This window comes from Synechococcus sp. HK05 (genome assembly GCF_019104765.1).
Taxonomy (GTDB): Bacteria; Cyanobacteriota; Cyanobacteriia; order PCC-6307; family Cyanobiaceae; genus Vulcanococcus.
In genome coordinates this window covers 249,313-263,869 of record NZ_JAHRXJ010000004.1, presented here as the reverse complement: position 1 = coordinate 263,869, position 14,557 = coordinate 249,313, and the positions used below count along the sequence as shown (strand labels likewise).

23 protein-coding genes are annotated in these 14,557 nt (G+C 64.0%); 12 read left to right on the top strand and 11 right to left on the bottom strand.

Annotated elements, in window-relative coordinates; translation table 11 throughout:
• Nucleotides 1-25: 25 nt before the first annotated feature.
• Together KUL97_RS04705 and KUL97_RS04700 are read left to right on the top strand one after the other, a co-directional pair.
• Entirely contained in the window at nt 26-715 is a 690-nt protein-coding gene (locus KUL97_RS04705; protein WP_217795811.1) for a superoxide dismutase, read from the top strand.
• On the top strand, nt 712-930 hold the full coding sequence (locus KUL97_RS04700; RefSeq protein WP_217795810.1) for a hypothetical protein: 219 nt from the start codon (nt 712-714) through the stop codon (nt 928-930). The genes KUL97_RS04705 and KUL97_RS04700 overlap by 4 nt, the downstream gene beginning before the upstream one ends.
• 5 nt (nt 931-935) lie before the next feature.
• Here the strand turns inward: KUL97_RS04700 and KUL97_RS04695 are convergent, their stop codons facing one another.
• Both KUL97_RS04695 and KUL97_RS04690 read right to left on the bottom strand, forming a co-directional pair.
• Nucleotides 936-1,160 carry a hypothetical protein gene (locus tag KUL97_RS04695; protein ID WP_217795809.1) on the bottom strand — a complete coding sequence of 75 codons (225 nt, stop codon included), beginning with the start codon at nt 1,158-1,160 and terminating at the stop codon, nt 936-938.
• A 97-nt stretch (nt 1,161-1,257) separates the two neighbouring features.
• Nucleotides 1,258-1,482, bottom strand: a complete 225-nt coding sequence (locus KUL97_RS04690; protein ID WP_217795808.1) for a hypothetical protein — start codon at nt 1,480-1,482, stop codon at nt 1,258-1,260.
• Between the two features lie 130 nt (nt 1,483-1,612).
• Between KUL97_RS04690 and KUL97_RS04685 the strand changes: the two genes are divergently transcribed.
• From KUL97_RS04685 to KUL97_RS04660, 7 genes are all read left to right on the top strand, one after another.
• Nucleotides 1,613-1,804, top strand: a complete 192-nt coding sequence (locus tag KUL97_RS04685; protein WP_254896235.1) for a hypothetical protein — start codon at nt 1,613-1,615, stop codon at nt 1,802-1,804.
• A gap of 227 nt (nt 1,805-2,031) precedes the next feature.
• Nucleotides 2,032-2,418 (top strand): hypothetical protein, encoded by a 387-nt coding sequence (locus KUL97_RS04680; protein ID WP_254896183.1) that lies wholly within the window; start codon nt 2,032-2,034, stop codon nt 2,416-2,418.
• A complete protein-coding gene (locus tag KUL97_RS13690; RefSeq protein WP_254896182.1) occupies nt 2,399-2,581 on the top strand; it encodes a cytochrome P450 in 183 nt (60 codons plus the stop codon). The genes KUL97_RS04680 and KUL97_RS13690 overlap by 20 nt, the downstream gene beginning before the upstream one ends.
• A gap of 66 nt (nt 2,582-2,647) precedes the next feature.
• A complete protein-coding gene (locus KUL97_RS04675; protein ID WP_217795807.1) occupies nt 2,648-3,304 on the top strand; it encodes a L,D-transpeptidase in 657 nt (218 codons plus the stop codon).
• Between the two features lie 51 nt (nt 3,305-3,355).
• Complete coding sequence (locus tag KUL97_RS04670; protein ID WP_217795806.1) at nt 3,356-3,658, top strand: hypothetical protein; 303 nt, start codon at nt 3,356-3,358, stop codon at nt 3,656-3,658.
• Nucleotides 3,659-3,779: 121 nt separating this feature from the next.
• A complete protein-coding gene (locus KUL97_RS04665) occupies nt 3,780-4,049 on the top strand; it encodes a hypothetical protein (RefSeq protein ID WP_217795805.1) in 270 nt (89 codons plus the stop codon).
• Nucleotides 4,049-4,414 carry a hypothetical protein gene (locus KUL97_RS04660; RefSeq protein WP_217795804.1) on the top strand — a complete coding sequence of 122 codons (366 nt, stop codon included), beginning with the start codon at nt 4,049-4,051 and terminating at the stop codon, nt 4,412-4,414. Before KUL97_RS04665 ends, KUL97_RS04660 begins: the two co-directional genes overlap by 1 nt.
• On the opposite strand, the gene KUL97_RS04655 is transcribed toward KUL97_RS04660, so the two are convergent.
• From KUL97_RS04655 to KUL97_RS04645, 3 genes are all read right to left on the bottom strand, one after another.
• The gene (locus KUL97_RS04655; protein WP_217795803.1) at nt 4,377-4,970 is read right to left on the bottom strand and encodes a PAP/fibrillin family protein; all 594 of its coding nucleotides are present in this window, start codon (nt 4,968-4,970) and stop codon (nt 4,377-4,379) included. The two genes, KUL97_RS04660 and KUL97_RS04655, sit on opposite strands and share 38 nt — an antisense overlap.
• Nucleotides 4,967-5,641, bottom strand: coding sequence for a hypothetical protein (locus KUL97_RS04650; RefSeq protein WP_217795802.1), 675 nt, complete (start codon nt 5,639-5,641; stop codon nt 4,967-4,969). The genes KUL97_RS04655 and KUL97_RS04650 overlap by 4 nt, the downstream gene beginning before the upstream one ends.
• 130 nt (nt 5,642-5,771) lie before the next feature.
• Entirely contained in the window at nt 5,772-6,032 is a 261-nt protein-coding gene (locus tag KUL97_RS04645; protein WP_217795801.1) for a hypothetical protein, read from the bottom strand.
• A 122-nt stretch (nt 6,033-6,154) separates the two neighbouring features.
• Here KUL97_RS04645 and KUL97_RS04640 point away from each other — a divergent pair, with 122 nt between their 5' ends.
• The gene (locus tag KUL97_RS04640) at nt 6,155-6,598 is read left to right on the top strand and encodes a hypothetical protein (RefSeq protein ID WP_217795800.1); all 444 of its coding nucleotides are present in this window, start codon (nt 6,155-6,157) and stop codon (nt 6,596-6,598) included.
• Here the strand turns inward: KUL97_RS04640 and KUL97_RS04635 are convergent.
• The 4 genes from KUL97_RS04635 to KUL97_RS04620 form a co-directional block, all read right to left on the bottom strand.
• Nucleotides 6,555-7,130 (bottom strand): thermonuclease family protein, encoded by a 576-nt coding sequence (locus tag KUL97_RS04635; protein WP_254896181.1) that lies wholly within the window; start codon nt 7,128-7,130, stop codon nt 6,555-6,557. The genes KUL97_RS04640 and KUL97_RS04635 overlap by 44 nt on opposite strands.
• Before the next feature lie 11 nt (nt 7,131-7,141).
• The gene (locus KUL97_RS04630) at nt 7,142-7,807 is read right to left on the bottom strand and encodes an HD domain-containing protein (protein ID WP_368656087.1); all 666 of its coding nucleotides are present in this window, start codon (nt 7,805-7,807) and stop codon (nt 7,142-7,144) included.
• Entirely contained in the window at nt 7,804-8,031 is a 228-nt protein-coding gene (locus KUL97_RS04625) for a hypothetical protein (RefSeq protein WP_217795798.1), read from the bottom strand. Before KUL97_RS04625 ends, KUL97_RS04630 begins: the two co-directional genes overlap by 4 nt.
• Nucleotides 8,032-8,493: 462 nt before the next feature.
• A complete protein-coding gene (locus KUL97_RS04620; RefSeq protein WP_217795797.1) occupies nt 8,494-8,943 on the bottom strand; it encodes a CopD family protein in 450 nt (149 codons plus the stop codon).
• Nucleotides 8,944-9,015: 72 nt separating this feature from the next.
• Between KUL97_RS04620 and KUL97_RS04615 the strand changes: the two genes are divergently transcribed.
• Nucleotides 9,016-9,837, top strand: a complete 822-nt coding sequence (locus tag KUL97_RS04615; protein ID WP_217795796.1) for an SDR family NAD(P)-dependent oxidoreductase — start codon at nt 9,016-9,018, stop codon at nt 9,835-9,837.
• Between the two features lie 4 nt (nt 9,838-9,841).
• Here KUL97_RS04615 and KUL97_RS04610 read toward each other — a convergent pair whose 3' ends face one another.
• Nucleotides 9,842-11,512: a protein adenylyltransferase SelO family protein gene (locus tag KUL97_RS04610; RefSeq protein WP_217795795.1), complete on the bottom strand. Its 1,671-nt coding sequence runs from the start codon at nt 11,510-11,512 to the stop codon at nt 9,842-9,844.
• Between the two features lie 248 nt (nt 11,513-11,760).
• Here KUL97_RS04610 and KUL97_RS04605 point away from each other — a divergent pair, with 248 nt between their 5' ends.
• On the top strand, nt 11,761-12,099 hold the full coding sequence (locus tag KUL97_RS04605) for a phenylpyruvate tautomerase MIF-related protein (protein ID WP_217796033.1): 339 nt from the start codon (nt 11,761-11,763) through the stop codon (nt 12,097-12,099).
• Nucleotides 12,100-12,105: 6 nt separating this feature from the next.
• On the opposite strand, the gene KUL97_RS04600 is transcribed toward KUL97_RS04605, so the two are convergent.
• Complete coding sequence (locus KUL97_RS04600) at nt 12,106-14,496, bottom strand: glycogen/starch/alpha-glucan phosphorylase (protein WP_254896179.1); 2,391 nt, start codon at nt 14,494-14,496, stop codon at nt 12,106-12,108.
• Nucleotides 14,497-14,557 lie beyond the last annotated feature (61 nt).

Below are 14,557 nucleotides of genomic sequence, written 5' to 3'. Positions count from 1 at the left end.
GCTGGGCTGATCTGATGGTGGATGGATGAAGCGCGCGCTGATCAACGGCCTGGCGGCATTGGTGATCCTGCTGGGCTTGGCGCTGCCTGCCTGGGCTGAATTCACGCTGCCGCCCTTGCCTTACGCCCCGGATGCACTGGAGCCGGCGATCGATGCCACCACGATGACGATCCACCACGACCGCCATCACGGCGCCTACGTGGCCAACCTCAATGGCCAGATCAAGGCCAACCCGCAGCTTGCCAAGCTGAGCCTGGATGCCCTCCAGGGCCAGATCTCTCGCTTCCCCGTGGCGGTGCGCAACAACGGCGGCGGGCACTGGAACCACAGCCAGTTCTGGGCGGTGATGGCGCCTCCGGGTGAAGGCGGTGAGCCCTCCGCTGAGCTGCTCGCAGCGATTGAGGCCAGTTTTGGCTCGCTCCAGGCCATGCAAACGCAGTTCAGCCAGGCGGCAGCCAGCCGCTTCGGCTCGGGCTGGGCTTGGTTGATCCGCACGCCGGAGGGTGGCCTGGCGATCACCAGCACCGCCAACCAGGACAACCCGCTGATGGACCTGGCGGAGATCGAGCGCGGCACGCCTCTGATCGGCCTGGATGTGTGGGAGCACGCCTACTACCTCAACTACCAGAACCGCCGGCCCGACTACATCACGGCGTGGTGGGATCTGGTGAACTGGAACGAGGTGAACCGCCGCTTCAGCGCGACCGCAGCATGACCACCAATCTTCAGGCCATCGGCTTTCTGCTCACCTGGGTGCTGGGCTGGGGGATCGGTGGCTCCTTGATTGATGCGGGCTTGATCCAGGCCGGCGTGTATTCGCTCGAAACCGGGCAACTCGGCACTGCCACCACCTTTGTGTTGTGGACGCTGCTCTGGGGCGGCGGCGGCGTTTGGTTGTACCGCTACTGGACGAAGCCTGACGCCAGCTGAACGGCTCAGTTGGGCAGGTTGCAGATCAGCTGCGTGGGGAGCCGGCAGGTGCGCCAGTCGCCATTGGCGGCGCACACCTCAACGCCGATGAGCTGTTGCTGCGGTTCGGCGCAGATCTGTTGCAGCCACGTCACCGCATCAGTGATCGCCTCATCGAGGCTGGAATAGCAATCATCGAGCTGCTGATGGGGCTCAAAGCAGGCATCAATCAGCCGATAAATCCGATCCATCGCACCCCCGGTCTTCTCTTGAAACGACACCCTGATGCAAGTTGGGCAGATCTAACGGTGTTCAATCCAACTGTTTTAAGGATTGCTTCAGCAATCTTCAGGCCGGCGGGAAGCTGAAGCGCTCCACGGTGCGGGCATCGGCTGTGAGGGCCTCAGCGCCGGAGCTGGTTTCGACGATTGAGAGGCCCCGCACCGTGCCGTCTGCGAGGAACCAACGGTCGTTCTGCAGGGCCTGGAACACCTCACGGGCCTGCTCCAAGCTGGGAAAGCTGCCCACATTGGCGCTGCCCCAAGCGTCGTGGCTGAGCACGGAATAGGTCATGGGATGCATCCTGACAGCTTTTCAGCATCTGCTTAGGGTGCATCGAGTTGCCTGATTACCGGTGAGCTCGCTCCGTATTGCCGCAGCCATCACCCTCGCGGGTGCACCGTTGTTGAGTGCCGGTGCAGCCATGGCGCAGAACCGGATTCCCAAGCTGCCTGGCTATGACCAGTGCCCGCTCGGCTACGTGAACGACCTCAAGCAGAGCTGCTATTCGCCGATCTACTACCAGGTGCAGCCCACAGACGGGAAGGCCTGCCCCTCAGGCTGGATGAACATCGGCGCTGGGTACTGCAAGAAAAAGACCCTCGGCATCTTCTGATCCAGCCAGATTGGGATCCACGCGGGCCAGCCGCTCGAGGATGGTGTGGAGGTCCAGCTCGGAGAGCTCTCCGCTGGGGGTCCACTTCATGCAGGTGGATCCCAGGCAGGTTCGGTTGGATCTGGGCTGGGCGGTCTGAGGCAGGTCATCGCCTTGTCCTCGTGTCCTGATGGTTGCAGTCTCCTGTGAGTCGCACGGCGGCCACTACCCCATTTAGGGTCAGTGCCATGGCTGGTGAACCCGAGGGCCTGAGTGGGCGGCCGCTGCCAAACAGTGGCGCTGTCAGCGGGGTGCTGGAGGCGTTGGCCTTCTTCCGCGATGCCGATTTCGCGCTCACGCGCTTTGAGCCGCTCGGCGATGTGTTTGAAACCAAGTTGCTGGGCCAGCAGCTGGTGTTCATCCGCGGTGAGCGGGCGATCAGCGATCTGTTCAGCCAGAGCGACGGCACCGAGGGCTGGTGGCCGGAGAGTGTGCGGCAGCTGCTGGGGAGCCGTTCGCTGGCCAATCGCAACGGCGCCGACCACCGCGCCCGGCGCCGGTTGGTGGGGCAGCTGTTTTCAGCGGCACCTGGAACCCGATCACGGGCTCACGCTGTTGCCCTTCGGCGGCGGTGAACGGGTGTGCCTAGGTAAAGCCCTGGCGGAACTGGAGATCCGTTTGATGGCGGTGGGCTTGCTGCAGCAGGTTGCGCTGCAGCTGGTTCCGGATCAAGACCTCAGCCTGGCGCTGATCCCCAGCCCGAGCCCGCGGGATGGCTTGTTGGTGACAGCGTCGTAGTGCTGTCATGGCGGGGGCGCTTTTGGCCACGTGCCGGCATCATGGGCGCGACGCTGCCAAGCCCTGATGCGCCGACTCTCGTCTTTAGGCCTGGTGGGTCTGGCCTTGGTGGTGAGCAGCTGCACCTCGAGCAAGCCCGAGAAGCCAGGGCCCAAGCCCCTATCTGGGCCGGTCCGGATCGAGCTCGATCTGAAGGACCCCTCCAAAAGTTTTGGCGTGTTGCCCTTGGGCAACGACCGCACCATCTTCAAGGTGGGGTACGGACGGCTTGGCGTGACCTGCGCCGGTAGCCGCTTTGAAGAGGGCTACACGCCCCTGGGCACGTTCAAGGTGAATGCGATTCTCAGCAACAATCGCTTTGAAATGGATCCGGCGCTGATCAAGCAATCCGGCAAGAGCGAAGCGGAGCTGAAGGCATCACTGTTCAAGAGCATGAACGCGATCGACTTCAGCGGTGATGGCGAAGTGGGTGAATACGGCATCGGCTATGTGAGCCTTGCGCCGGTGAACAGCGTGAAGCAGCCGTTCAAGTTCAACACTTACGACGGCAAGTTCCGCTGGTACAGCTTCGCCATCCACGGCAGCAACAATGATCAGCGCATTGGCCAGAAGGTGACGGGCGGCTGCGTGAATGTGGCCGAGCCTGTGCTCAATAGCTTGCTCAGCTCGGTGAAGCTGGGCGATGAGGTGGTGGTCAGCGCCAATGGGCCCTGCACGCCCTGAGTTGCCGTGGCGCTGGTCTGGATTCAGCATGGACGCAGGAGCTTCGGATTGATGGACGACGCACTGCAGGCTCTCGTGGCGGATCTCGGCAGCGGCAATGTGCTCGATGCCGAGATGCTCGAGGGTTGCGCGGTGGAGCCCCACGAACTCGATGAGATGGATGAACACCAGGCGGCGATCGTGGCCGCCCATGTGTTCGAGCAGCTGTTTGATCACGAGGTGTCTCAGCAGTTTGGGGAAAGCGCCGATCCTGAGGAAGGCAGCTGGAGCGGAACGGTGGATGGCTTCCTGTTTGTGATTGAGCGCGACGCTGCCGGTGATCTGGTGCTCGACTTCACTCCTGCCGGGCAGTAGTCACGCCAAGACCTTGAGCGGAGGATCCCAAGCCCCCGGAGGAGCTCCGTTAGCTGATGACAAGAGGGTGCGTGGATGCGAGGAGAGCGCCAGAGTGCGCGCAGTTGCAGCACCCACGGCCATGGCTGATCACGACGGACGCAAGCTCACCGTGCGCGAGATGATCAATGCCCATCTGTTCCCGGTGCTGGCTCTGATTGCCACCGCCAGCTCTGTGTCGATCGCGCTGTCGCTTGGGCCGATCGCTGGTGAATCCTCGCGCTGGAACAAGTGCTACAACGCGAGCCTGGGTTGGTTGGAGCGCAACATCCCCAACCTGCCGGAGGCTGAGCGGCCCGCCTTGGCTGTGAATTACTGCAATGGCGGCTTGGCCAACAAGCGCGAAGAGTGATGAGCGACGACGACTTTCTGGCGGCGCTGTCGGCGGTGGATGCCGGCTTTGCCGATCACCCCAGCTGGCAGCAGGTGAAGCAGCTCGCCGCGCTTCACCCGTGGACCCTCGGTTCGCAGTCGCTCACACCTGGGCAGCAATCGGTGCTGGCGTTCTGGCGGATCTTTTCCCGCGACGATCAGGGCCGATCCGCGGCGCCGATGCCGGGCGAGGGCACGGCGGAGCAGATTCTGCAGAGCCTCTCTGATTTCCAGGAAGACTTTGAGACGGCCGTGCTCACGAACACTGATTTCGACCTGACTTCAATAGAGCAGGTGTTCGCCTCGCTCAGTTCTGGGGCGTCAGCAGCAGATCCGCCAGGTTGAGATCCTGGCGGCGTGTGAGTGCAAACACGGTGCCGGCATTGCCGCGGCAGACGCGCAGGTTTGCGTCGAGCACGGTGATGTCGAGCCAGGCAGGGAAGCTCTGGTTCACGCTGCGCAGCCATTGCAATCGGTTGGAGCCAAGGGCTGGCCCGAGCCAGCCCCCGCGGCGAAAGCGCACCTCCACCCGCTGGCTCGGTGACTGCTCCGCCTGCACCACCGCGATGGAGGCCTCCACGGCGATGCCGGCCACGGCTGCGAGCGGGCCCCCCAGCCGCAACAGGTTCATCCCGCGCCCCTGCGATGGCGAGAGGCACTGCAGGTTTTCGAGCCAGGGTGCCACCGCCAGATAGGGCTGGCTGCTGCTGCTCCAGCGCAGTTCCCATACTCCTTCCAGCTGCTGCAGTGCTTCCGGCCTGGAGAGATCGGCCGGTTGCGCCTGCTCAAGAGCGTCGATCAGAGCCCGGATGCGATCCCCATGGCGATTGGCACTACCGCGGGGTTCTTGTTGCAGCAGCTGCAGCAGTTCCAGGCGTTGTTGCTCAGGGGCCTCGCTCATGCGTTGGCAAACACCGTCTGCAATGCCTCCACCGTGAGGGCCACATCGGCTTGGGTGTCGACCGTGAACAGGCTCCAGGTGGCCATCGGCTCCGGCTGGCTGTGGGCCTGGGGCCATTCGATGCGCTGCCCGCCGTAGGTGAGGCCAACGCAGGTGAGGCTGGCGTCGTCGGCCAGGAGACTCCAGAGCAGGGTGAGCTGGCTGCGCTCGTAGTGGCTCGGTGCTTTGGGTTGGGCTTCCGCCGCCACCATGCCTGGCTTCAGGGTGAGGGTCAGTGCTCGCTCCCAGCTGAGAAAGGAGCCGTCGTGGGTGGGATAAAACCAGCAGGTTTCGTTGCTGGCGTCGATCAGGGGGAAGCGATCGAGGCAGTGGAAGCGATCGGAGTCGGCCGCCCGCTGATACACCCCGATGGCATTGCTGCGCGGGTCGAACTGAGGCACCACTGCATCGCAGATCATCCGGCGGCTTTGGCCGGCGTTCTGCGCATCAAGCTCGCCCTCCCAGGACAGCTGCGCCAGCTGATCAGCAGAGGTGCCCGCTGCGGTGAACAGGCGCAGGGCAAAGGCGCCGCCGGGCCCCTGGCGCTGGGCTTGCAACAGATCGTCCCAGCTGGCCTCCCCTTCTGGAAGGGAGGCGGATGGGGCGATCACAAACACCAGGGGATGGTTCATGCCGTCCACGATGGCGGAAGTTCATCCATGGCACCACGATCAGCGCTGAGGGGCTGGTTGTGGTGCACACCGATCGCCTGGGTCGGGTCTGCCCCATCTGCTCGTGCTCGCAGGCGGCGGGCAACCTTGTTCAGGCGCATGCGGCTCGCGCTGAGCGGCGCCGACCCAGGGGCTCAATCCAGTCGTTCAGCACTTGTCGGTGCCGGATGACGCGGCCGGGGATCCTGCAGCCCAGATTCACCTGCCCCTCATCGATCAGGCGGCCCAGGCGCAGGGCCACGGCTTCCTCGTGGCGGGCGAAGGAGCTCTGATGCCTGGCGATCCAGGCCATCTCGCCTTCTGTGATCACGCCGCTGACCAGCGACTCAAGGAAGACCTCTCCAACAGTCATGAGAGCCATGTAACGAATTCGTTACATCCTGCCGCGTTGCTCGGCGTGGTGCGGCACGAGCCGGTGGGTACAGAAGAACCGCCCGCAGTGAAACGATCGTTGGTGATGCGCACCAAGCCGCGATGAGCACCCCCGCCCCCGACTGGATGCCCGATGCTGCGAAAGGCACCTACCCCGGCTGGGTGCAGCGCAAGGCGGTCACGCTGGCCAAGCGTGATCAGAAGCGTGGCGGCGTGGGCAATGTGCAGCAGTACCGGCTGGCGATCCATGAAGCGGTGCTGGCCTCACAGGGGCACGACCACTGGACGGGCGAGTGGCTCGATTGGGAGCTGATCGGCACTTATGACAACCGCGACGCGGCGACGGGCAAGGGCGAGAGCAAGAAGCGCTACGCGATGCTCCCCACCATCGATCACCGCACCAACGAACCCGAACCCAACTTTGTGATCTGCGCCTGGCGCACCAATGACGCCAAGCACGACATGACACCGCAGGAGCTGTTGCAGTTCTGCTCGGCTGTTCTCAAGCACAGCCCGAATTGGGGTGATTCCAGCTCTGACGCCTGAGCTGGGAAGAAAGGGACCACCGCGCCGATCCTTTGACCCCCCGCCGGCGTGATGGTGCAGAGCTGCTTGCGCCCGGCTTTTTTTGGTTTGAGCGGAAGTCCCAAGGGCGTGTCAATCCACTGCTCACTCCCCAGATGCCCATGCGTTTGAGCCGCGCCTCCTTCTCCAGGCGGCTGTAGGTCTGCCGGTCGCAGCCCTGGATGTACTGCCAATAGACAAACGCTGCACCGGATGCCACCAGGGCCTGGTTGAGGTTCCGGCCGTTGCGGCTCAGCTCCGCCACGGAGCGCCCATAGCGATCGCTGGCCTTGATACGCAGCTCAACCGCTGTTCCCACTGGAGCCAGAGCTTGTAACTGGGCTCGGGCGCTGGCGCCATGGGGTGCCTGACTGGTCTCTGGCGCATCGATGCAGGCCAGGCGCACGTTGAGGATTCGGCTGCCTTCTCGCACGCGCAGACTGTCGCCGTCGCCGATGGAGATCACGATGGCCGTGCTGGTTTGGGCCAGTAGGGCAACGGCTGCCAGCGGCAAGGACAGGGGAATTACTCCTGCGTCCTGATGCGATCCGCATATCCCGCTGCCCATACAGCCGGTGCGAACCCCTCTGGCACGAGGCGCTGAAAGCTCTCCATCGCGAGGATTTCACTCACGGCTTCTCCCATCCGTTCCACCGAGCGGCTCTGAGGCAGCTGGCGTTTCAGCTGCTGGTGGATTCGCAGCAGATACCAGGCCGATCCCTCCAGCCCAGCGTTGAACTTGCTCCACATCGTCGGATCACGTCTCGCATCGAGCACCATGTCGCCGGCGTTGTGGGCTTTATCGGCGGCTGTCACCAACAGTGAGACCTCAGGCTTGTGCTTGAGGGAGGCGATGGTGCGGGTTTTGCGCAGTAGCCAAGGCTCCTTTTCGCCCGGTGGTGCGTTATCGCTGGTGTCGGTGCAATCGCGCACGATGTCGGCCACGGCTTCTCCAAAGCGTTCAGCGATGGAGGCATGGCTCTGGCCGGCGTCCTCAATGGCGTCGTGCAGCAGAGCGGCGATGGCTTGCTCTTCTGTGCCGCCGTCTTCCCACACCAGGGCGCTGACGCTGATCAGGTGGGAGATGTAGGGAACGGCTTTGCCCTTACGGCATTGGTCGCGGTGGAGCTCCTCGGCCCACAGCAGGGCTTCTCCGTAGCGGGCGCTGATCACCGGTGCTGAGGCGCTCACTGGCGCACCTTGCAATAACCGGCTCCGGCGTAGGAACTACCGCCCGGGCAGGTGGTGCCGTTCTTGGCAGGGAAGTACTGAACATTGCCGCGCACCTTGCAGTAGCCCGCGCCGGCGTAGCTGGTGCCGCCCGGGCAGGTGTTGCCGTTTTTGGCGGGAATCATCAGGGGATTGGCCTGCGCCAACAGCGCTGTTGCAGTGATGGTGGCCAGGAGAGGAAGCATCAATCGATCCTGAGATACTCATCATCCAAACAAGGCGCCCCGTAGGGGGCGCCTTAGCACCGGTTGCAAGGGTTCACCGCTGGCATCTCGCGGTCGTCTTGGTCGGGTGTCGGTGGGTTTCACGATTCACCTGTCTTGGGCCTGGCAGGCAAGGAAAGCGGTCACGTCTCTGCCGAGAAATGCTCGGGGCTTGACCTCAGCAGTTGTGATCGCGGCCCGGGTTATCCAGCCCAGGGGATCATCAATCCAGGCATCCAAAGTGGCGTATCGCTGTTGCTGCTACGGGGCGATGTTCGCGCCACATCACCGAGTTCACTGTGGGGTTCACGCATCGTCGGCGCACCTCCTTTGTTGGTGAAGGTGGGGTTGATCCCTTCCCTTCCCTCAACTTCAAAGTAATCAAACTGGTGGCCCTGTGGCAGGGCGTAGAGGTTCCTCTTTCCGTACTGCTGCAGAGCTGAATCAGCTCACTCCACCCACGCGAATCAGGCCGCCCACCACCACAAACGCGATCGCCAAGGCCGTGATGCCGCGGATATGCCAGGCCAGCCCGCTGAGGTTGCTGTCGCTGAGCTGCGGGATCAGGCGCAGGCGCGCATGCACCGCAAGGGCCGCGGTAGCAGCTAGCAACACGAGCTTGGTGCCAATCAAGATCCCGATCGGGTTGCTGGGATCGAACAAGCCCTGATAGTCGGGAAGGTAGATCCAGCCCATCCACAGGCCCGTGATCACCTGGATCGCCAAGGCCGTGAGGCCGAGGGGTTCAAACAGCTCTTCGAAGTCGCGGATGCGCTGGGCGTTCTGCTCCTTGAGTGCTCTGGGCAACACCCGCAGATCCAGCACCAGGTGCCCGCCGGTCCACACCGTGGCCGCCAGGGCATGCACGATCACCAGAACGGGAAAGATCGACATTGCCACAAGCACTGCTCCAGTGCAGCATCACCCGGCTTTCTTCGCCACAGTGCAGCCGTCGCTTGCAATCCGATGGCTGACGCCCGCCGCAGTGTGTTGATCACCGGTGCCTCCAGCGGCATCGGCTTGGCCACGGCACATCGCCTGATCGATCAGGGCTGGCGGGTGATGGCGGCAGCGCGCCGGGTTGAGGCGATGGAACCGCTGCGCAGCCGCGGCGCTGAGATCTTCACCCTCGATTTGGTCGACCCGAGCTCCCGCGAGGCGCTCGCGCACGCCATCAACGATCGCGTTGGCGCGCTCGATGCGCTGGTGAACAACGCCGGCTATGGCGATGTGGGCCCGGTGGAAACCATGGAGCTCGATCGGGCCCGGGCGATGTTTGAGGTGAATGTGTTCGGCCTGGTCGGTCTCACCCAGCTGCTGCTGCCGGCGATGCGCGAGCGGCGCCGCGGCTGCATCGTGAACCTCTCCTCCATCGCCGGCCGCTTCGTGACGCCCGGAGCCGGTTGGTATGGCGCGAGCAAACATGCCGTGGAGGCGATCAGTGATGCCCTGCGCCTGGAGCTGCACCAGTTCGGCGTTCACGTGGTGCTGGTAGAGCCCGGCTTGATCCGCACGGGGTTTGAGGGCGTTACCGCGGATGCCATGCAGCGCGAAGGGCTTCACCCTGTTTGGGGTTCGATGATGCGCCGGGTTGCTGCGGGCTGGGCTGAGGGGTTCCGCAAGGGCTCAGAGCCTGAGGTGGTGGCTCGCACCATTGCAACGGCCCTGGAGGCTCGCGATCCCAATCCCCGCTACCGCTGCGGCAGCGAATCGGAGGCGGTGCTGGTGCAGCGCTTCATGCCCACGCGCTTGTGGGATTCCCTGGTGCGCTCGCGCATGCTCGGCTGACGCCTCACGACGAGCAGCTGTAGTGCGACACCCCGCCGGCGTTGAAGAACTCCCGTGGCTTGAGCTGGTCGTAGCGCGCCGCTAGCTCCGCCGCTGGGGTGGAGTAGGGATCGCCGAACAGGGTTTGCAGCTCGCGGATCAGGCTGAAGTCGCCCGTGGCAGCTTGCTCATAGGCCGGGGCGATCAGCCATTCACGCCAGGTGATCGCGGGGTTTACGCGCTGCATGGCGGTGGATGTCTCCTCCGGGTTGCCGATCTGCGCGCGCCAGCGCTGCAGCCAGCCCATCCAGCGCTGATCGACATCCTCTTCGCTTGGCACATAAAAGCTCGGCTTGAGCGCTTCCACGCTCTCGGGGATCGCTGAGAGCCGGCGGAAAAAGATGGTGTAGTCGGCCCGCGAACCCACCAGCAGCTGCAGCAGCTCCTGGATCAGCTCGGGGTGGTAGCTGGGGAGGCCGAGCTTGGCGGTCCACATCGTCTCCAGCGCCTCAGCCATTGCCTCGGCAAAGCCGGCCTGGATGGCATCCAGCTCTTCCAGGGCTGCGTTGTCGCCGTCCAGCAACGGCCGCAGTGATTTCACGAACATGCCGTAATTCACTTCAGCCGCCGCCGGCTGGTTGAAGAAGCAGAAGTGCTCGCCGCCGCCGGTCCACGGCTGGAAGCGCGGATCGAACAGTTCGCAGAAGCCGAAGGGGCCGTAGTCGAGCGTGGTGCCGCCGGCGGCGCAGTTGTCGCTGTTGAAGTTGCCCTGGCAGTAGCCCACGCGCATCCAGTTCGCCACCAAAGCGGTGAGCCGCCCGCGGAACAGGCGCGCCAGCTCCAGCACCTGCGCGTTGAAGGGCAGGGCCGCATTGATCTGAACCCTGTAATTGCGCTCAATCAGATGCGCCGTGATCATCTGCAGCTCGCGCAGGGCGCCGGCATGGGCGTTGCTGCGCGCCCGCCGGGCAAACAACTCCAGCTGCCCCACCCGCAGAAACGACGGCGCCACCCGCGTGGTGATCGCCGCTGGGTTGTTCACCATCACGTCGGGATCAAACGAGCGCGATCCCTCGCTGTACCAGGGCCGCCGCACCCCTTCGGCGCGCGACATGTAGAGCGTGAGTGAGCGGGAGGTGGGCACCCCAAGCGCGTGCATCAATTCCTGCGCCAGAAACTCGCGCACGCTCGAGCGCAGCACGGCTCGGCCATCGGCGCCGCGGCAGTAGGGCGTGGGCCCACCGCCTTTGAGCTGCATCTCCCAGCGCCTGCCTTCAAACAGCCCTTCGAAAATCGAGATGGCGCGTCCATCGCCGTAGCCATTGCCGGTGCCGAAGGGGCACTGCTGGGTGTATTCGGTGCCGTAGATCGAGAGGGCGTAGCCCGTCGCCCAGCCGAAGGGGCGCATCGGCCCCGTTGCCACCGTGCTGTCGCCTGAAAACAGCCTGCGGAAGCAGGCATCGTGGGCGAGCGCATCGCTGAGCCCAAGCTCATCGAAGAGCACTTGGCTGTGGGCCACGTACTCCGCTTCAGGCAGCGGCGTGGGCGTGACCGGCACGTAATGCCCGGATCTCACCTGCCGCGGCTGATGGTCGTTGCCATCGTTTGTGGCATCCGGATCAGCGTTGAGAGCCTCCAGCAGCGAATAATCGGCCCGCTCGGCGAATTCAGCGAAGCTGCTGATACTGGCTGCCATGGCTTGGGCGTTTCACGCTGGGCCCATCATGGTTGTGCTCACCAACAGAACGCCCCCGGCTGGGTGGCCGAGGGCGTTCCGGAGCAGCCGGGCAAGGGAGAGTGGCGCTCAGAGCGGCGCGGTGTTCAGGGCGCCTGAATCGATCCTGCATCGATGGGCCGTGGGCGGCCAGCTTGCGCAACGAATGCTCACGGAATCGCATGCCCTCTGCACCCGTGGCACCATGCGGCCAGAGCTTCTCGATCGCTGTGCCCCTGATCAATCTGCGCACCTCGCTCCCGGAGATTGCCAACGCCACGGAGCTGCTGCAGGAGCTCTCCTCCACCCTGGCGCAGCAGACCGGTAAGCCGGAGATGTATGTGATGACGCTCCTCGAAACCGGCGTGTCGATGACCTTTGGCGGTGGCACCGACCCCAGCGCCTATGTAGAGATCAAGTCGATCGGATCATTGCGTCCGCCGGCGATGAGTGCCGCCTTCTGTGAGCTGATCAGTGCCCGCACCGGCATCCCAGCCGATCGCATCTATATCCAATTCGAGGATGTGGCCGCCGGCAGCTGGGGCTGGGACGGCCGCACCTTCGGCTGATCGCCCTCAGCCGCTTGTGGCGGTGTTGATCGAGAGCGGCCGCAGATTCCAGATGCGCTCGGCGTAGTCCTGAATCGAGCGGTCGCTGCTGAAGTAGCCGCAGCGCATCGTGTTGGTGATCGAGGCCCTGGCCCAGTCGTCTGGGTTGCGCCAACCCGCATCCACGGCGTTCTGGGCGCGGCTGTAATCGGCCGCATCCGCCATCACCAGAAATGGATCCGTTTGCGTGAGGTTGTTCAGCAGAGGCTGGAACAGGCTCCGGTCGCCTTCGCTGAAGTGGCCGGAGGCGATCAACGCCAGGGCCTCCCGCAGATTCCCGTTCTGCTCCAGCCAAGGCCAGGGGTGATACCCCTTCGCCTTGAGCTCGTGCACCTGTTCGGCCGTGTGCCCGAACAGGTAGAAGTTGTTGTCGCCAACCTTCTCGCGGATTTCCACATTGGCGCCATCCAACGTGCCGATGGTCACGGCACCGTTCAGGGCCATCTTCATGTTGCCGGTGCCAGAGGCTTCCTTACCCGCCGTGGAGATTTGCTCAGAGAGATCCACCGCCGGGTAGGTGAGTTGCCCCAGGCTCACGCTGAAGTTGGGCAGGAACACCACCCGTAGGCGTCCGCCCATGGCCGGATCCATGTTCACCATCTCCGCAATCCCCACGATCAGGCGGATGATCAACTTCGCCATCGCATAACCCGGAGCCGCCTTGCCTCCGAAGATCACGGTGCGCGGCGGCAGATCTTCACCGGCCCGCAGGCGTAGGTAGCGCTGCACCACCTCGAGCGCCGCCAGATGTTGGCGCTTGTATTCGTGGATCCGCTTCACCTGCACATCAAACAGGGAGGTGTGATCCACCAGTACGCCCAGCTCCTGATGGATGTGCTCCGCCAACCGCTGTTTGGCCTGGCCGCGCATCTGCTGCCAACGCTCCAGGAAGCCGCCATCGCTGAGCAGGGGCTCCAGCCGTTCCAGCTGATTCAGATCACGGCGCCAGTCGCTGCCGATCGAGTCGTCGAGCAGCTGGGAGAGGAAGGGATTGGCCACGGCCAGCCAGCGGCGCGGAGTCACGCCATTGGTCACGTTGGTGAAGCGCTCGGGCCACAGCCGGGCGAAATCCGCCAGCACCTGATCGCGCAGCAGTTGGCTGTGCAATTCCGCCACGCCGTTGGTGTGGTGGCAGCCCACCACGGCAAGGTGCGCCATCCGCACGCGCCGTTTGCTGCCTTCTTCAATCAACGACACCTTCGAGAGCACCTCCGGTTGGCCGGGGTAGCGCAGCCGCACCATGCGCAGGAAGCGGGCGTTGATCTCGTAAATGATCTGCAGCTGACGCGGCAGCAGTTGCTCAAACAGCTCTACCCCCCAGGTTTCCAGGGCTTCCGGCAGCAGGGTGTGGTTGGTGTAGCTGAGGCTGGCGGTGGTGATGGCCCAGGCTTGATCCCAGTCCAACCCTTCCTGATCGATCAACAGGCGCATCAGTTCCGCCACGGCGATGGCGGGGTGGGTGTCGTTGAGCTGCACCGCGAACTTGCGATGGAACTCGCTCACCGGCAGGCCTTGCTTCTTGAGGATGCGCAGCATGTCCTGCAGGGAGCACGATACGAAAAAGATCTGCTGGCTCAGCCGCAGGCGTTTGCCCTGCTCAAACTCATCATTGGGGTAGAGCACCTTGCTGAGGGTTTCGCTCTGCACCTTCGCCAGCACCGCCCGGGTGTAATCGCCGGCATTGAAGGAGGCAAAGTCGAACGCTTCCGGTGCCATGGCCGACCACAGTCGCAGCGTGTTGGCCGTGCGAACGCCATACCCGGTGATCGGCGTGTCGTGGGCGATGCCCAGCACCGTCTGCGATCCGATCTGAACCGGATAACACCATTCCGGCCGGATCACCTCCCAGGGATTGCCTTGCGACAGCCAGGCATCGGTGCTCTCCTGCTGGCCCTGATGGTTGATGCTCTGGCGAAAGATCCCGAACTCGTAGCGGATTCCGTAGCCAATGGCGGGCAGCTCCAGGCTGGCCAGGGATTCCTGAAAGCAGGCGGCCAGCCGTCCGAGGCCGCCATTGCCCAGCCCAGGCTCCGGCTCACAGCGGATCAACGCGCCCAAATCGAGGCCCAGGGCCGCGCAGGCCTCCTCCGCCTCTCGGCGCATGCCGAGATTCACCAGGTTGTTATCGAGGTGGGGCCCCAGCAGGTATTCCGCGGAGAGATACGCCGCTGTGCGCACGCCGGCGTTGGTGTAGGCCTCGGCGGTGTCCACCCAGTTCTGCAGCAGGCGATCGCGCACAGCCAGCGACAACGCCATGTAGTAATCGTGCTCGCTTGCCAGGGTGGGCGACTTCGCCTGGCTGTAAAACAAATGGCGGCGAATCTGATCCGCCAAACACCCCTGGGTTGCAACCGTCATCCCGATCTCCTCCGAGCCCATCGCATCACGTGATGGCTCCACTGGAACGGAACACGGCGGT

What these genes read in the sequence shown, in the direction of transcription:
- KUL97_RS04705 (WP_217795811.1), top strand. Translation starts at nt 26, where the DNA reads ATGAAGCGCGCGCTGATCAACGGCCTGGCGGCATTGGTGATCCTGCTG.
- KUL97_RS04700 (WP_217795810.1), top strand. Translation starts at nt 712, where the DNA reads ATGACCACCAATCTTCAGGCCATCGGCTTTCTGCTCACCTGGGTGCTG.
- KUL97_RS04695 (WP_217795809.1), bottom strand. Translation starts at nt 1,160, where the DNA reads ATGGATCGGATTTATCGGCTGATTGATGCCTGCTTTGAGCCCCATCAG.
- KUL97_RS04690 (WP_217795808.1), bottom strand. Translation starts at nt 1,482, where the DNA reads ATGACCTATTCCGTGCTCAGCCACGACGCTTGGGGCAGCGCCAATGTG.
- KUL97_RS04685 (WP_254896235.1), top strand. Translation starts at nt 1,613, where the DNA reads ATGGCGCAGAACCGGATTCCCAAGCTGCCTGGCTATGACCAGTGCCCG.
- KUL97_RS04680 (WP_254896183.1), top strand. Translation starts at nt 2,032, where the DNA reads ATGGCTGGTGAACCCGAGGGCCTGAGTGGGCGGCCGCTGCCAAACAGT.
- KUL97_RS04675 (WP_217795807.1), top strand. Translation starts at nt 2,648, where the DNA reads ATGCGCCGACTCTCGTCTTTAGGCCTGGTGGGTCTGGCCTTGGTGGTG.
- KUL97_RS04670 (WP_217795806.1), top strand. Translation starts at nt 3,356, where the DNA reads ATGGACGACGCACTGCAGGCTCTCGTGGCGGATCTCGGCAGCGGCAAT.
- KUL97_RS04665 (WP_217795805.1), top strand. Translation starts at nt 3,780, where the DNA reads ATGGCTGATCACGACGGACGCAAGCTCACCGTGCGCGAGATGATCAAT.
- KUL97_RS04660 (WP_217795804.1), top strand. Translation starts at nt 4,049, where the DNA reads ATGAGCGACGACGACTTTCTGGCGGCGCTGTCGGCGGTGGATGCCGGC.
- KUL97_RS04655 (WP_217795803.1), bottom strand. Translation starts at nt 4,970, where the DNA reads ATGAGCGAGGCCCCTGAGCAACAACGCCTGGAACTGCTGCAGCTGCTG.
- KUL97_RS04650 (WP_217795802.1), bottom strand. Translation starts at nt 5,641, where the DNA reads ATGAACCATCCCCTGGTGTTTGTGATCGCCCCATCCGCCTCCCTTCCA.
- KUL97_RS04645 (WP_217795801.1), bottom strand. Translation starts at nt 6,032, where the DNA reads ATGACTGTTGGAGAGGTCTTCCTTGAGTCGCTGGTCAGCGGCGTGATC.
- KUL97_RS04640 (WP_217795800.1), top strand. Translation starts at nt 6,155, where the DNA reads ATGAGCACCCCCGCCCCCGACTGGATGCCCGATGCTGCGAAAGGCACC.
- KUL97_RS04625 (WP_217795798.1), bottom strand. Translation starts at nt 8,031, where the DNA reads ATGCTTCCTCTCCTGGCCACCATCACTGCAACAGCGCTGTTGGCGCAG.
- KUL97_RS04620 (WP_217795797.1), bottom strand. Translation starts at nt 8,943, where the DNA reads ATGTCGATCTTTCCCGTTCTGGTGATCGTGCATGCCCTGGCGGCCACG.
- KUL97_RS04615 (WP_217795796.1), top strand. Translation starts at nt 9,016, where the DNA reads ATGGCTGACGCCCGCCGCAGTGTGTTGATCACCGGTGCCTCCAGCGGC.
- KUL97_RS04610 (WP_217795795.1), bottom strand. Translation starts at nt 11,512, where the DNA reads ATGGCAGCCAGTATCAGCAGCTTCGCTGAATTCGCCGAGCGGGCCGAT.
- KUL97_RS04600 (WP_254896179.1), bottom strand. Translation starts at nt 14,496, where the DNA reads ATGACGGTTGCAACCCAGGGGTGTTTGGCGGATCAGATTCGCCGCCAT.